Annotated in this window: 18 protein-coding genes; 14 read left to right on the forward strand and 4 right to left on the reverse strand. The window is 55.7% G+C overall.

Annotation, left to right across the window (positions count from 1 at the left end; all coding sequences use genetic code 11):
- Position 1 precedes the first annotated feature (1 nt).
- Together yqgB and ACQUTP_RS20145 are read right to left on the reverse strand one after the other, a co-directional pair.
- The gene (gene yqgB, locus ACQUTP_RS20140; RefSeq protein WP_002916578.1) at positions 2-133 is read right to left on the reverse strand and encodes an acid stress response protein YqgB; all 132 of its coding nucleotides are present in this window, start codon (positions 131-133) and stop codon (positions 2-4) included.
- A gap of 84 nt (positions 134-217) precedes the next feature.
- On the reverse strand, positions 218-367 hold the full coding sequence (locus ACQUTP_RS20145; protein ID WP_418268681.1) for a hypothetical protein: 150 nt from the start codon (positions 365-367) through the stop codon (positions 218-220).
- Between the two features lie 467 nt (positions 368-834).
- On the opposite strand from ACQUTP_RS20145, the gene metK reads away from it, so the two are divergent.
- From metK to ruvX, 8 genes are all read left to right on the forward strand, one after another.
- Positions 835-1989: a methionine adenosyltransferase gene (gene metK / locus ACQUTP_RS20150; protein ID WP_004205170.1), complete on the forward strand. Its 1155-nt coding sequence runs from the start codon at positions 835-837 to the stop codon at positions 1987-1989.
- A gap of 380 nt (positions 1990-2369) precedes the next feature.
- Entirely contained in the window at positions 2370-3764 is a 1395-nt protein-coding gene (locus ACQUTP_RS20155; RefSeq protein WP_004205171.1) for a sugar porter family MFS transporter, read from the forward strand.
- Between the two features lie 77 nt (positions 3765-3841).
- The gene (locus tag ACQUTP_RS20160) at positions 3842-4342 is read left to right on the forward strand and encodes a SprT family zinc-dependent metalloprotease (RefSeq protein ID WP_004205173.1); all 501 of its coding nucleotides are present in this window, start codon (positions 3842-3844) and stop codon (positions 4340-4342) included.
- A gap of 94 nt (positions 4343-4436) precedes the next feature.
- The gene (gene endA, locus ACQUTP_RS20165) at positions 4437-5144 is read left to right on the forward strand and encodes a deoxyribonuclease I (protein WP_004205174.1); all 708 of its coding nucleotides are present in this window, start codon (positions 4437-4439) and stop codon (positions 5142-5144) included.
- Between the two features lie 91 nt (positions 5145-5235).
- Positions 5236-5967 (forward strand): 16S rRNA (uracil(1498)-N(3))-methyltransferase, encoded by a 732-nt coding sequence (gene rsmE / locus ACQUTP_RS20170; protein ID WP_032456614.1) that lies wholly within the window; start codon positions 5236-5238, stop codon positions 5965-5967.
- Positions 5968-5987: 20 nt separating this feature from the next.
- Positions 5988-6938 (forward strand): glutathione synthase, encoded by a 951-nt coding sequence (gene gshB / locus ACQUTP_RS20175; RefSeq protein WP_004205176.1) that lies wholly within the window; start codon positions 5988-5990, stop codon positions 6936-6938.
- A gap of 174 nt (positions 6939-7112) precedes the next feature.
- On the forward strand, positions 7113-7676 hold the full coding sequence (locus tag ACQUTP_RS20180; protein WP_002916603.1) for a YqgE/AlgH family protein: 564 nt from the start codon (positions 7113-7115) through the stop codon (positions 7674-7676).
- Positions 7676-8092 (forward strand): Holliday junction resolvase RuvX, encoded by a 417-nt coding sequence (gene ruvX / locus ACQUTP_RS20185; protein ID WP_004205178.1) that lies wholly within the window; start codon positions 7676-7678, stop codon positions 8090-8092. Before ACQUTP_RS20180 ends, ruvX begins: the two co-directional genes overlap by 1 nt.
- Positions 8093-8143: 51 nt before the next feature.
- Here ruvX and ACQUTP_RS20190 read toward each other — a convergent pair whose 3' ends face one another.
- Both ACQUTP_RS20190 and ACQUTP_RS20195 read right to left on the reverse strand, forming a co-directional pair.
- Positions 8144-8797: a LuxR C-terminal-related transcriptional regulator gene (locus tag ACQUTP_RS20190; protein ID WP_285755878.1), complete on the reverse strand. Its 654-nt coding sequence runs from the start codon at positions 8795-8797 to the stop codon at positions 8144-8146.
- A gap of 348 nt (positions 8798-9145) precedes the next feature.
- Positions 9146-10126, reverse strand: a complete 981-nt coding sequence (locus tag ACQUTP_RS20195) for a type IV pilus twitching motility protein PilT (protein ID WP_004205180.1) — start codon at positions 10124-10126, stop codon at positions 9146-9148.
- A gap of 16 nt (positions 10127-10142) precedes the next feature.
- On the opposite strand from ACQUTP_RS20195, the gene ACQUTP_RS20200 reads away from it, so the two are divergent.
- The 6 genes from ACQUTP_RS20200 (at position 10143) to ACQUTP_RS20225 (ending at position 14744) form a co-directional block, all read left to right on the forward strand.
- Positions 10143-10844: a YggS family pyridoxal phosphate-dependent enzyme gene (locus tag ACQUTP_RS20200; RefSeq protein WP_004205181.1), complete on the forward strand. Its 702-nt coding sequence runs from the start codon at positions 10143-10145 to the stop codon at positions 10842-10844.
- 20 nt (positions 10845-10864) lie between these two features.
- Positions 10865-11431, forward strand: a complete 567-nt coding sequence (locus tag ACQUTP_RS20205; RefSeq protein ID WP_004205182.1) for a YggT family protein — start codon at positions 10865-10867, stop codon at positions 11429-11431.
- Positions 11428-11718, forward strand: coding sequence for a DUF167 family protein YggU (gene yggU / locus ACQUTP_RS20210; RefSeq protein ID WP_004205183.1), 291 nt, complete (start codon positions 11428-11430; stop codon positions 11716-11718). The genes ACQUTP_RS20205 and yggU overlap by 4 nt, the downstream gene beginning before the upstream one ends.
- A gap of 12 nt (positions 11719-11730) precedes the next feature.
- Positions 11731-12324 carry an XTP/dITP diphosphatase gene (locus ACQUTP_RS20215; protein ID WP_004205185.1) on the forward strand — a complete coding sequence of 198 codons (594 nt, stop codon included), beginning with the start codon at positions 11731-11733 and terminating at the stop codon, positions 12322-12324.
- Complete coding sequence (gene hemW / locus ACQUTP_RS20220) at positions 12317-13453, forward strand: radical SAM family heme chaperone HemW (RefSeq protein WP_062914444.1); 1137 nt, start codon at positions 12317-12319, stop codon at positions 13451-13453. Before ACQUTP_RS20215 ends, hemW begins: the two co-directional genes overlap by 8 nt.
- Before the next feature lie 304 nt (positions 13454-13757).
- Positions 13758-14744 carry a TRAP transporter substrate-binding protein gene (locus ACQUTP_RS20225; protein WP_004205187.1) on the forward strand — a complete coding sequence of 329 codons (987 nt, stop codon included), beginning with the start codon at positions 13758-13760 and terminating at the stop codon, positions 14742-14744.
- The last annotated feature ends 17 nt before the right edge of the window (positions 14745-14761 follow it).

Consider the following 14761-nt stretch of genomic DNA (forward strand, 5'->3'; position numbering starts at 1 on the left):
CTCAATTTTTAATAATAAGTGTAAGACAGTTAACTACTATCGCAGTCCAAAGATGCGATAACAACCCATGAACAGTCCTAAAGCCCAGCACTATCTGCTGGTTTTGCGACTGCGCGACCGGTTTCTTATTCATATCATCGTAAAACACGTAGCCGAACAGAGTATGACAGTCCGGAGAAACCACGAGAAAACTCTTGCCTGGCAAGAGCGCCCTTGTTCAGTTTTCTGACGGCCGACCGGCCCTGGAATCCTGAGAAGCGCCGAGATGGGGTGAACATCGGCTGGTTTGCATGAGAGAGATGCAGGTTGCGGAGTGCTGACGCGCGACAGAACGACGCGACGAAACAAGCGAAAAACGTTGGTTCATTATCTGGTATCACCTCCACACCGCCCTGCGACAGGGTCGGCGACAAGCCAAAGCTATACATACCGGGCAACAAGCGCTATGCCGTTGCGAGATTCTGTAAATACAGACTGCTTAACCCGGCTGGAAGTGGCACCACAGGGCCATGCCCCGTGCGCTTTTTTAATGAGCCGCGCGCGGCGTTTTATACCGAGAAGCGGGGTAAAAAGCAAAATAAAAATGTGCCCGTTTGCGCGGTTGTCAGGAAATTTTGCCAGGCGAGTTTTTCGATAAATGCGACCGCCATCAAAAAAGGCTGGAAATAGGCTCAAGATTTGACCTAAAATGGCCGTCCAGAAGTTAATCCGTCTATACTGATTAACACTCAGACTGCTCGTGTCGCTACCTGCGCGGCTTTGCGCTGATTATCCACCAAAGCCACATTACACAACAGTATGAGCTATCCGAATCGTCCACAGGTGAAATAAAATATGGCAAAACACCTTTTTACGTCTGAGTCCGTATCAGAAGGGCATCCTGACAAAATTGCTGACCAAATCTCCGATGCCGTGCTGGATGCGATCCTCGAGCAGGATCCGAAAGCGCGTGTCGCATGTGAAACCTATGTCAAAACTGGCATGGTGCTGGTAGGCGGCGAAATCACCACCAGCGCATGGGTTGACATCGAAGAGATCACCCGCAACACCGTCCGCGAAATTGGCTACGTGCATTCCGATATGGGCTTTGACGCCAACTCGTGTGCCGTACTGAGCGCCATTGGTAAACAGTCTCCAGACATCAACCAGGGCGTTGACCGTGCCGATCCGCTGGAACAGGGCGCAGGCGACCAGGGGCTGATGTTTGGCTACGCCACCAACGAAACCGACGTGCTGATGCCGGCGCCGGTGACCTACGCTCACCGTCTGGTGCAGCGCCAGGCTGAAGTACGTAAAAACGGCACCCTGCCGTGGCTGCGTCCGGATGCGAAAAGCCAGGTGACCTTCCAGTATGACGACGGCAAAATCGTCGGCATCGACGCGGTGGTGCTGTCCACGCAGCACGCCGAAGATATCGACCAGAAATCGCTGCAGGAAGCGGTGATGGAAGAGATCATCAAACCGATTCTGCCGACCGAATGGCTGAGCGCGTCCACCAAATTCTTCATCAACCCGACCGGCCGTTTCGTCATCGGCGGCCCGATGGGCGATTGCGGTCTGACCGGTCGTAAGATCATCGTCGATACCTACGGCGGCATGGCTCGTCACGGCGGCGGCGCGTTCTCCGGTAAGGATCCGTCTAAAGTTGACCGTTCTGCAGCCTATGCGGCTCGCTATGTAGCGAAAAACATCGTTGCCGCAGGCCTGGCTGACCGTTGCGAAATTCAGGTTTCCTACGCCATCGGCGTTGCAGAGCCGACGTCCATCATGGTGGAAACCTTTGGTACTGAAAAAGTGCCTTCTGAACAGCTGACCCTGCTGGTGCGCGAGTTCTTCGACCTGCGTCCGTACGGCCTGATTCAGATGCTGGATCTGCTGCACCCGATCTACAAAGAAACCGCTGCCTACGGTCACTTTGGTCGCGAACATTTCCCTTGGGAAAAAACCGACAAAGCGGCCCTGCTGCGCGAAGCGGCCGGTCTGAAATAATCTCTCCGCTTCCTCTCTTTAAGGCCAGCCTCGCGCTGGCCTTTTTATTCCCTGACCTTCCCTGCCGTACCTTGCTTCAACGTAGCGCAACATCTCAATGAAAGCGATTACATTATGGTAATGGTCGATTGCTGCCTGCGTGCGTCATCTCATCGGCGTATTTTTCACAATGTTACATATTGTTTCGGTTAACTCTGATTACCGTTTTTCAAATTGTCGACTATCCTTGTTTATATTGCTGATTTAAAAAGCATTTAATGCATTACGTTTCTTTACCTTTGTGGAAACGATTACACAGCCGTGATTATAATCACGTTTTTTTACCGACGAGTGTCCTACGCTAACCATCGACAGAATCAATAACTCAACTGGAGGGCGTTATGCCTGACAACAAAAAACAAGGGCGTTCAAACAAGACCATGACGTTCTTCGTCTGTTTCCTCGCCGCGCTGGCTGGCCTGCTGTTTGGCCTTGATATCGGTGTTATTGCGGGTGCCTTACCCTTTATTGCCAATGAGTTCCAGATTTCCGCCCACACTCAGGAGTGGGTGGTCAGCTCCATGATGTTCGGCGCCGCCGTCGGTGCGGTCGGCAGCGGCTGGCTCTCCTTCAAACTGGGCCGTAAAAAGAGCCTGATGATCGGCGCCATCCTCTTTGTCGCCGGCTCTCTGTTCTCCGCCGCCGCGCCAAACGTCGAGATCCTGCTGGTTTCCCGCGTGCTGCTAGGCCTGGCGGTAGGCGTCGCCTCATACACCGCGCCGCTGTATCTATCGGAAATCGCTCCGGAGAAGATTCGCGGCAGTATGATTTCCATGTACCAGCTGATGATCACCATCGGGATCCTTGGCGCTTACCTCTCCGACACCGCCTTTAGCTACAGCGGCGCATGGCGCTGGATGCTCGGCGTGATCATTATTCCGGCGGTATTGCTGCTGATCGGCGTTATCTTCCTGCCGGACAGCCCGCGCTGGTTCGCCGCCAAACGCCGCTTTGTCGATGCCGAGCGCGTGCTGCTGCGCCTGCGCGATACCAGCGCCGAAGCGAAACGCGAGCTCGACGAAATCCGCGAAAGCCTGAAGGTAAAACAGTCCGGCTGGTCGCTGTTTAAAGACAACAGCAACTTCCGCCGCGCGGTGTTCCTCGGCATTCTGCTGCAGGTAATGCAGCAGTTCACCGGGATGAACGTCATCATGTACTACGCGCCGAAGATCTTTGAGCTGGCAGGCTACGCCAACACCACCGAGCAGATGTGGGGGACGGTCATTGTCGGTCTGACTAACGTGCTGGCCACCTTTATCGCCATCGGTCTGGTCGACCGCTGGGGCCGTAAACCGACGCTGATCCTTGGCTTTATCGTCATGGCAGCGGGAATGGGCGTCCTGGGCAGCATGATGCACATCGGTATTCACTCCTCAACCGCCCAGTACATCGCCGTCCTGATGCTGCTGATGTTTATCGTCGGTTTCGCCATGAGCGCCGGCCCGCTGATTTGGGTACTGTGTTCCGAAATCCAGCCGCTGAAAGGCCGCGACTTCGGTATCACCTGCTCAACGGCGACCAACTGGATTGCCAACATGATTGTCGGCGCTACCTTCCTGACCATGCTCAATTCGCTGGGCAGCGCCAACACCTTCTGGGTCTACGGCGGTCTGAACGTGCTGTTTATTCTGCTGACGCTGTGGCTGATCCCGGAAACCAAAAACGTCTCGCTGGAACATATCGAACGCAACCTGATGCAGGGTCGTCCGCTGCGCGAGATCGGCGCCCGCGATTAATCCGTCTGAGCTTCCTCCCCTTCCGGGAGGAAGCTTCCGCTTGCTCTCCCCCCTCCGCCGCACTATCCTCTGGCGCTATGAAAACACCCCGTATTCCCATCGCTATTCAGCAGGCCGTGATGCGCAGCCTGCGGGAGCATCTCGCCAAAGCGAACCTCAAGCTGGAACGCCGCTACGCGGAGCCGACGTTGGTCTACCAGCAGCGCGGTACCTCCGCCGGCACCGCCTGGCTGGAGAAAAACGAAATTCGTTTAAATCCGGTGCTGCTGCTGGAAAATCAGCAGGCGTTTATCGATGAAGTGGTGCCCCATGAGCTGGCGCACCTGCTGGTGTGGCAACACTTTGGCCGGGTAGCCCCGCACGGTAAAGAGTGGAAATGGATGATGGAGGGCGTGCTGGGCGTTCCCGCACGTCGCACCCATCGCTTTGAACTCGATTCAGTCCGCCAGAATACCTTCCCCTACCGCTGCCGCTGCCAGCAGCATCAGCTCACCGTCCGTCGCCATAACCGGGTGGTGCGCGGCGAAGCCACTTACCGCTGCGTGCGCTGCGGCGATCTGCTGGTGGCTGAAGAATAACCATTGGAATTAATTAGAAACTTTCTGATCTGACTGATTGCATCCGGCACCCTCATTCGCTACGTTGCGGGCTCGTTTTGACACGGAGTGAACGATGTCCCGTATGCATGTTTTAGCCGTTGCAGTATTGAGCACGGCAGTGAGTGGCCCGCTTGCGGCCGCAGAAATTACCAGTTTTTCCCAGGCCAAGGCCGCTGGCGTCAAAGTAAACGCCGACGTTCCCGGCGACTTTTACTGCGGCTGTAAAATTGCCTGGCAGGGTAAAAAAGGCGTTATCGATCTGGAATCTTGTGGCTATAAAGTGCGTAAAAATGAGAACCGCGCCAGCCGGGTTGAATGGGAACACGTGGTGCCGGCGTGGCAGTTCGGCCATCAGCGCCAGTGCTGGCAGGAGGGTGGTCGTAAAAACTGCGCCAAAGATCCTGAGTACCGCAAGATGGAAAGCGACATGCACAACCTGCAGCCGGCGGTGGGAGAAGTGAATGGCGATCGCGGCAACTTTATGTACAGCCAGTGGAACGGCGGTGAAGGCCAGTACGGCCAGTGCACCATGAAGGTCGATTTTAAAGATAAAATCGCTGAGCCCCCTGCCCGCGCCCGCGGCGCCATCGCCCGCACCTACTTCTATATGCGCGACCGCTACCAGTTAAATCTTTCCCGCCAGCAAACTCAGCTGTTTACCGCCTGGAACAAACAGTATCCGGTCACCGCCTGGGAGTGTGAACGCGATGAGCGCATCGCGAAAGTGCAGGGCAACCATAATCCTTATGTCCAGCAGGCTTGCCAGGCGCAAAAGAGCTAACCTACACTAGCGGCAATTGTTAATTTGCAGCCCTGTGCTTCCCGCCTAATGGCGGGAAGCTGGCATCTGCGCAAAGAACGGAATATCAAGCATGCGCATTCCTCGCATCCATCATCCAGAACCCCTCATTGTCGGCAGCCTGATCGCGCTGAGCGATGACGCGGCCAACCACGTCGGGCGCGTTCTGCGCATGACCGCCGGTCAGCACCTTCAGCTATTCGACGGCAGTAACCAGGTGTTTGACGCCGTCATCACCGAGGCCGGTAAGAAAAGCGTCACGGTTGAAGTCCTCAGTGGCGAACCCGACGATCGGGAATCGCCGCTGCATATCCATTTAGGCCAGGTGATGTCCCGCGGCGAAAAAATGGAATTCACCATCCAGAAATCGATCGAACTCGGAGTAAGCCTCATAACGCCACTGTTTTCCGAGCGCTGCGGCGTTAAACTGGACGCCGAACGTTTGCAGAAAAAGATCCAGCAGTGGCAAAAAATCGCTATTGCCGCCTGCGAACAGAGCGGTCGTAACGTGGTACCGGAAATTCGTCCGGCGATGCAGCTGGAGGAGTGGTGCGCCGAGCAGGACAGCGGGCTGAAGCTCAACCTGCACCCGCGCGCCAGCGCCAGCATTAACACGCTGCCGCTGCCGGTTGAACGCGTCCGTCTGCTGATTGGCCCGGAAGGCGGGCTGTCGGCTGAAGAGATAGCAATGACCGCGAAATACCAGTTTACTGATATCCTGTTGGGACCGCGCGTTCTGCGTACAGAGACTACTGCGCTCACCGCCATTACTGCCCTGCAGGTGCGTTTTGGCGACTTAGGTTGAGGCGTTAACGGAGAAGAACCATGATCAAGCTCGGCATCGTGATGGATCCCATCGCAACCATCAACATCAAGAAAGACACCAGCTTCGCTATGTTGCTGGAGGCGCAGCGTCGCGGCTATGAACTCCATTACATGGAGATGAACGACCTTTATTTGATCAACGGCGAGGCCCGCGCCCGGACGCGCACACTGAGCGTCGAACAGAACTACGACAAATGGTATGACTTTACCGGCGAGCAGGATCTGCCGCTGGCGGATCTTGACGTCATTCTGATGCGTAAGGATCCGCCGTTCGATACCGAATTTATTTATGCGACCTATATTCTGGAACGAGCGGAAGAGAAAGGCACGCTTATCGTCAACAAGCCGCAGAGCCTGCGCGACTGTAACGAGAAGCTGTTCACCGCCTGGTTCTCCGAACTGACCCCGGAAACGCTGGTCACCCGTAATAAAGCCCAGCTTAAAGCTTTCTGGGAAAAACACGGCGATATCATCATGAAGCCGCTCGACGGCATGGGCGGCGCCTCTATTTTCCGCGTCAAAGCCGGCGATCCGAACCTCGGCGTGATCGCCGAGACGCTGACCGAGCTGGGCAGCCGCTACTGCATGGCGCAGAACTATCTGCCGGCCATTAAAGATGGCGACAAGCGCGTGCTGGTGGTGGATGGCGAGCCGGTACCTTACTGCCTGGCGCGCATTCCGCAGGGCGGCGAGACCCGCGGCAATCTGGCCGCCGGCGGCCGCGGCGAAGCCCGCCCGCTAACCGAAAGCGACTGGGATATCGCCCGCCGCGTCGGCCCGACGCTGAAGGCTAAAGGCCTGATTTTCGTTGGCCTGGATATTATTGGCGACCGTCTGACGGAAATTAACGTCACCAGCCCGACCTGCGTACGTGAGATCGAGGCCGCCTTCCCGGATATTTCGATCACCGGCATGCTGATGGACGCTATCGAAAGACGTCTCGCCCGATAAGCACTACGGCGGACGAACGTCCGCTCAGGGCACAGCGAGCGCGGATTGCCGCGCTGGCGAAACCCTTCCAGCCAGGCGCCGCTCGGGCGCCTGCCAGATAAAGTGCATCGACACCATTCTACTTTGCCCGCATACTGGGTGTTGCTTTTTGAACCAGGAACAGAACCTCTGACAATGAATTTACAGCATCACTTTCTGATTGCCATGCCTGCGCTTCAGGACCCCATTTTCCGCCGCTCCGTGGTCTATATCTGCGAGTATAACGACGAGGGTGCCATGGGCATTATTATCAATAAGCCGCTGGAAAATCTGCAGGTGGAAGGGATCCTTGAGAAGCTCAAAATTGTCCCGGAGCCGCGTAATCCGGAGATCCGCCTGGATAAACCGGTGATGCTGGGCGGCCCGCTGGCGGAAGACCGCGGCTTTATTTTACATACCCCGCCCTCTGACTTTTCCTCAAGCATCCGTATCTCGGATAACACGGTGATCACCACCTCGCGGGATGTCCTCGAAACCTTAGGCACCGACCGGCAACCGGGCAACGTGCTGGTTGCCCTGGGCTACTCTTCGTGGGAGAAAGGGCAGCTGGAGCAGGAGATTCTAGATAATGCCTGGCTTACCGCCCCGGCTGACCAGAATATTCTCTTCCGTACGCCCATCGCCGATCGCTGGCGCGAGGCGGCTAAACTGATTGGCATCGACATCGTGACGATGCCAGGCGTCGCGGGGCATGCATAATGAGCGGTACCTTTCTCGGCTTTGATTTCGGGACCAAAAGCATCGGTGTGGCGGTAGGGCAACGGATCACCGCAACCGCCCGGCCACTGCCGGCGCTGAAGGCGCAGGACGGTAAACCGGACTGGAATATCATCGAAAAATTGCTTAAGGAGTGGCAGCCTGAGGCGGTAATCGTCGGCCTGCCGCTGAATATGGACGGCACTGAGCAACCGCTGACCGCGCGCGCGCGTAATTTCGCCAATAAAATTCATGGCCGCTTTGGCGTCGCGATCCTTCTCCACGATGAACGTCTGAGTACGGTTGAGGCCCGGGCGGGCCTGTTCGAACATGGCGGCTATCGGGCGCTGAATAAAGGCAGCGTCGATTCGGCCTCTGCGGTGGTCATTCTGGAAAGCTACTTCGAGCAGAGCTTTTAAGCCCTGCTCTTCTGCGCCGCCGGCGAACCGCAGACGGCGCAGCTCCCCCGCCTAGTGGCGCAGATGTTCGTTAGCCCAGCTCACCGCCTGGGTGCGATTCTTAACGCTCAGCTTACGGAACACGTTATACAGGTGCGTCCGCACCGTGTTCTCACTGATAAACAGCGCGCGGGCAATATCGAGGTTGGTCGCGCCGCAGCGCAGTTCGTTGAGGATCTCGCATTCTCGTTCGGTCAGCGGCGAGTTCTCAACCGGCGCCGATGCATGGTCCGCAGCGTACATCGCCGGGTGCATCACGCTCAATTCAGCCGTCTGTTCGCCGTTCAGCACGGCCTTGACGCCCTCAATTAAGCGCGATTCATCATCGTCATGGCGGAACACGCCATATAAAGCCGGCCACTTCGCCATTTCGTATAACTCATACTTTTGTGCGCTATTAATAATCAACAAACGAGGGTTATCTGCCTGCAAGCGAATAATATCCCGCCATACCCCGTTTAATTTCTTATTTGACACTGCAATATCAAATAATATTACAGAATCTTTTGCCAGACGCTGCGCCAGCGGTTTATTAATATTTTGTAAAACCACCGGTGCCACCAGGGTTTCGCTCAGATAGCTGGCAAAGGCTTTGCTTTGAATAGACGGGTGGGTAATAAAGGTTACCTGACGAGAAGATGATGAATTTCCATTTAAATTAATCACTTAAAACTCTCCTTAGCAGCTATCCACCGTCATGGTGGTTAAATGAATAAAAAAATATACAATCAGCCGTGAATTTATAAATAGCATTGGCAATTTACAAATTGAAACGTTATTCCATGAGAATCATCCTATTCCCGTAAACAGCATAAATCGAATGACTCAAAGCTGTCAAAAGGTAATCAAACTTTTTTCCTGGAAATGCGTATTCACTGCCGACATATCTCAACCGAATATCTTATTTGAATTTATTCACAAAGATTATTTGTATTATCAAATAATATCCAGAAACAGCTTTTAAACATTTAGTTAACACACCATTTCAACCACCCAACTCGCTTCACACTCCCCTTACAGCTCGCCTGCGGCCACACGTTGCTGAAAACTCTGGGTAAATGTCAACATTCCGGCCTGCATCCCGGTCTGCATTACACCGGGCAGCTGATGCACTTTTCCTTCGCGGATCAAATTCGCCACTGCCGGCGTATTAACCAGAAGCTCGTATAGCGCAACTCTGCCGCCCTGACGTGCGGGTAATAATTTTTGCGCCAGCACCGCGCACAGGCTTCCGGCCAGCTGGCTACGAACCTGATCTTTCTCCTCTGCCGGAAAGACATCGATCAATCTCTCCACCGCCGGCGCCGCGCCGCGGGTGTGTAATGTCGCCATCACCAGATGCCCGGTCTCCGCCGCAGTTAACGCCAGACGAATGGTTTCGCTGTCGCGTAGCTCGCCGAGCAGGATCACATCCGGATCCTGGCGCAGCGCCACGCGAAGCGCCGCGGAGAACGAAGGACAGTGCCGGCCAATCTCCCGCTGCTGAATCAGGCACCGCTCGCTGTGATGAATAAACTCCACCGGATCCTCCAGCGTCAGAATATGGCCATCAAGATGCTGGTTGAGATGGCCGACCATCGCCGCCAGGGTGGTCGACTTGCCGCTGCCCGTCGCCCCGGTGACCAGCAGCAAGCCACTCTCTTCCGCCAGCAGCTCGCTTAGCGCAGGCGGCGCGCCCAGCGCCTCCAGGCGCGGACACTGGCTGGGCAGCAGGCGCAGCACCAGCGATATTCCGCGCGTATGGGCGAAAGCGCTGGCGCGTAACCGTGAACCACAGGCCAGAGTCAGCGCAAAGTCTATCTGGCCGTGCTCCTGCCAGTGCTGTAACTGTGCGGCATCGAGCCAGTCGTTGAGTAAATCCGCAATATCCGGTGCGGGAAAGGGCGCGGGCTCCAGCTTACCCTGCCGCCGCCAGCGCGGTGCGGCGGAATTGCACAGGTGTAGATCGGAGACATTATGCTTTACACTAAGGGCTACGATTTCTTCCAGCTTCATAACTCATCCTCGGAATATGAACGATATTGCGCATAACCTGGCACAGGTCCGGGACAAAATCTCCGGTGCCGCCGCCCGTTGCGGGCGTGCGCCAGAAGAAGTGACATTGCTTGCAGTGAGTAAAACGAAACCTGCGAGCGCGATCGAAGAAGCCATCGCGGCAGGCCAGCGGGCATTTGGTGAAAACTACGTCCAGGAGGGCGTGGAGAAGATTAACCATTTCCAGCAGGCAGGCGTCAGTGGACTGCAGTGGCACTTTATTGGTCCCTTGCAGTCCAACAAAAGCCGGCTGGTGGCCGAACATTTTGACTGGTGCCACACCGTCGATCGGTTGAAAATCGCCACCCGCCTGAACGAGCAGCGCCCGGCGCATTTGCCGCCGCTGAAGGTGCTGATTCAAATCAACATCAGCGATGAGCAGAGTAAATCCGGCATCCCGCTGGAAGCGCTCGATGCCTTAGCCGCGGAGATCGCTGAGTTACCTCATCTGGAGCTGCGCGGCCTGATGGCGATCCCCGCGCCTGAGTCAGAATATGTAAGGCAGTTTGCCGTCGCCCAGCAAATGGCGGTAGCATTTGCGCGGTTAAAAACGCGGTACCCCACGGTCGATACGTTGTCTCTGGGAATGTCGGACGATATGGAAGCCGCTATCGCGGCGGGAAGCACGATGGTGCGCATCGGCACGGCCATTTTTGGTGCGCGCGACTACAGCAAATAATAAGGAATCTGAGGAACGCCATGAAGACGTTGACTTTCCTGCTTTCAACGGTCATTGAGCTTTACACAATGGTCGTGTTGTTACGCGTCTGGATGCAGTGGGCGCGCTGCGACTTTTACAACCCGTTTTCGCAGTTTGTGGTAAAGGCCACGCAGCCGATTGTCGGACCGCTGCGCCGGATCATCCCGGCAATGGGGCCGATTGACAGCGCCTCGCTGCTGGTGGCATTCATCCTCTGCGTCATCAAAGCGATCGTCCTGTTTATGGTGATCACCTTCCAGCCGATCATCTGGATCTCCGCCCTGCTTATTCTGCTGAAAACCATCGGCTCGCTGATCTTCTGGGTGCTGCTGCTGATGGCGATCATGAGCTGGGTCAGCCAGGGACGCAGCCCGGTGGAGTATGTGCTGATGCAGCTGGCGGACCCGCTGCTGCGTCCAATCCGCAACCTGCTGCCGTCGATGGGCGGTATCGATTTCTCACCGATGGTGCTGGTGCTGCTGCTGTACGTGATCAATATGGGGGTCGCCGAGGTGCTGCAGGCTACCGGTAACGTACTGCTGCCGGGGCTGTGGATGGCGCTATGAGTGCCGTTGAAAGCTGCGCTGACGGGCTGGTGCTGAGGCTGTATATTCAGCCGAAGGCCAGCCGTGACAGCATCGTGGGCGTACATGGCGACGAGCTCAAAGTCGCCATTACCGCCCCGCCCGTTGATGGCCAGGCCAATGCCCATCTGGTGAAATTTCTCGCCAAACAGTTCCGCGTCGCCAAAAGCCAGGTACTGATTGAAAAAGGCGAGCTGGGCCGCCATAAGCAAGTTAAAATCATCGCCCCACAACAGATCCCGACTGCGGTCGCGGCGCTAACTGAATAAACAGGATTCATCATGCAAAAAGTCGTCCTCGCTACCGGCAACGCCGGTAAAGTGCGCGAACTGGCCTCGCTGCTGGAAGATTTTGGTCTCGATATCGTCGCTCAGACCGAGCTCGGCGTCGAGTCTGCGGAAGAGACCGGTCTGACCTTCATTGAAAACGCGATTCTGAAAGCGCGTCATGCGGCGCAGATCACCGGCCTGCCGGCTATCGCCGACGATTCCGGTCTGGCCGTCGATGCCCTTGGCGGCGCGCCAGGCATCTACTCCGCCCGCTATGCCGGCGTCGACGCCAGCGACCAGCAGAATCTTGAGAAACTGCTCGACGCCCTGCAGGACGTGCCGGACGACCAGCGCCAGGCGCAGTTCCACTGCGTACTGGTCTATCTACGCCATGCCGAAGATCCCACGCCGCTGGTGTGCCACGGCAGCTGGCCTGGGGTGATCGCCCGGGAAGCCGCAGGTCATGGCGGCTTCGGCTACGATCCGATTTTCTTCGTCCCGTCAGAGGGAAAAACCGCGGCCGAACTGAGCCGTGAAGAAAAGAGCGCCATTTCCCATCGCGGGCAGGCGCTTAAACTGTTACTGGATGCATTACGTAATGGCTAATTTGCCACCGCTGAGTCTCTATATTCATATTCCCTGGTGCGTGCAGAAATGCCCGTACTGCGACTTTAATTCGCATGCACTGAAAGGCGAGGTGCCGCACGATGACTACGTCCAGCATCTGCTGAACGATCTGCGGGCCGATGTGCAGTATGCCCAGGGACGGGAAATAGGCACCATTTTTATCGGCGGCGGTACGCCGAGCCTGCTGTCAGGCCCGGCCATGCAAACCCTGCTCGATGGCGTCCGCGCCTGCCTGCCGCTGGCCGCCGGGGCGGAAATCACCATGGAAGCCAACCCGGGCACCGTGGAGGCCGATCGCTTCGTTGATTACCAGCGCGCCGGGGTGAATCGCATCTCTATCGGCGTACAAAGCTTTAGCGAACCAAAGCTGCAGCGGCTGGGGCGGATCCACGGCCCGGAAGAGGCCAAACGCGCGGCACGCCTCGCCAGCGGCCTGGGCTTGCGCAGTTTCAATCTCGACCTGATGCACGGTTTGCCGGACCAGTCGCTGGAGGAGGCGCTGGACGATCTGCGTCAGGCCATTGCTCTCAACCCGCCGCATCTCTCGTGGTACCAGCTGACCATTGAGCCGAACACCTTGTTCGGTTCCCGGCCGCCGGTGCTGCCGGATGACGACGCGCTATGGGATATTTTTGAGCAGGGACATCAGCTGCTGAGCGCCGCCGGCTACCAGCAGTACGAGACTTCCGCTTACGCCAAAGCGGGCTATCAGTGTCAGCACAATCTCAACTACTGGCGCTTTGGCGACTATCTCGGCATCGGCTGCGGCGCGCACGGCAAGATAACCTTCCCGGACGGGCGCATCCTGCGTACCGCCAAAACCCGCCACCCGCGCGGCTATATGGAAGGCCGCTACCTCGAACGCCAGCATGATGTGGAAGAGGCGGATAAACCGTTTGAGTTCTTTATGAACCGTTTTCGCCTGCTGGAGGCCGCGCCGCGAGCGGAATTCCGCCGTTATACCGGTCTTGATGAAGCGGCGATCCGTCCGCAGCTGGACGCGGCGATAGCCCACGGCTATCTGCAGGAAGACGCGCAGAACTGGCAGATTACCGAGCATGGAAAGCTGTTTTTAAATTCTCTTCTCGAACTATTCCTCAGCGAATAAATATCGTTATCCCATTCCCGGCAGCAATATGGCGGGAATGGGAATCACTCGATTCCTCCGCCATATATACCTCATTACATCCGTTCCATTGTTATTAAATATTCCACTCTCAAATTAATTTGCATTAATTAATACAAACCAAATATCAATCCTTCAATAAGATCGGTTATTTCATTACCTCATTGCCAGAAAGTGTGAGTCAGGCAGCTTAAAGATGTACGACAACAAAGATAATATGTCATACAGAAATAAAGCATGATGCTTAAGATATTGACCCATTACCCCAAGTGCATGGAGCCAACTCATGAAAAAATATCCTTTTTCTCGTTCTCTGGTAGGTATAGCTTTACTGGCCCTACTCTCTGCAGGTGCCGTCGCGGCTGAAAAAATAACATTAAAACTGGCGCATAACCTTGAGCGCAGCCATGTGGTGCATCAGGCGTTTGAGGAGATGTCCAAAGAGGTAAACCAGCTTTCTGACGGTAAGATGAAGATTCGCATTTACCCCAGTAGTCAGATGGGCAGCGCTCGCGAGACCATGGAGTTATTACAAAATGGCGCGCTGGATATGACCAAAGGTTCCGCCAGCGATCTGGAATCTTTCGATAATATTTACGCCATATATAATTTACCATTCTTGTTTAACGACCAGAACCACTTCAATAACGTGGTCTTCGGCGAGGTGGGTAAAGAAATAATGAACTCGACGAAAGAGAAAGGATTTTTTGCCCTTTCCGCTTATGTCGCCGGGACGCGAAGTTTTTATGCAAAAAAGCCCATCACCAGGCCGGAAGATTTAAAAGGACTGAAGATCCGCGTTCAGGCCAGTCCGACAACGTTAAAAATGGTCGAATTAATGGGCGGTTCCCCAACCCCCATCTCCTTTGGTGAAGTTTATACCGCCATGCAGCAGGGGGTGGTGGACGGCGCGGAGAATAACGTTCCCTCCTGGGTGCAGACGCGCCATATCGAAATCGCGAAAGTATTCTCTGAAGATGAGCATGCCTCCATCCCTGATTTCCTCGTTATCTCCAGTAAAACCTGGGACAAGCTGACGCCGGATCAGCAACAAATCCTGATCAAAGCGGCGAAAGCGTCAGAGGTTTATCAGCAACAGCTGTGGCGGAAAATCGACGCCGATACCCGCGCGCAGGCCAAAGCTATGGGGGGCGAAATTATCAAAGTGGATAAAGCGCCGTTCCGCGCCGCCGTGCAGCCGCTATTCGATGACTTTAAAAAAGATCCTGTACAGGCCGCCCTGCTGGCCAAATTTGAAGCTGCCGCGGAATAACCATTAACGGGCCAGCC

Origin of the sequence: Klebsiella sp. 2-CIP_Kleb., from assembly GCF_050378715.1 — a bacterium.
Classification (GTDB): domain Bacteria; phylum Pseudomonadota; class Gammaproteobacteria; order Enterobacterales; family Enterobacteriaceae; genus Klebsiella; species Klebsiella quasipneumoniae.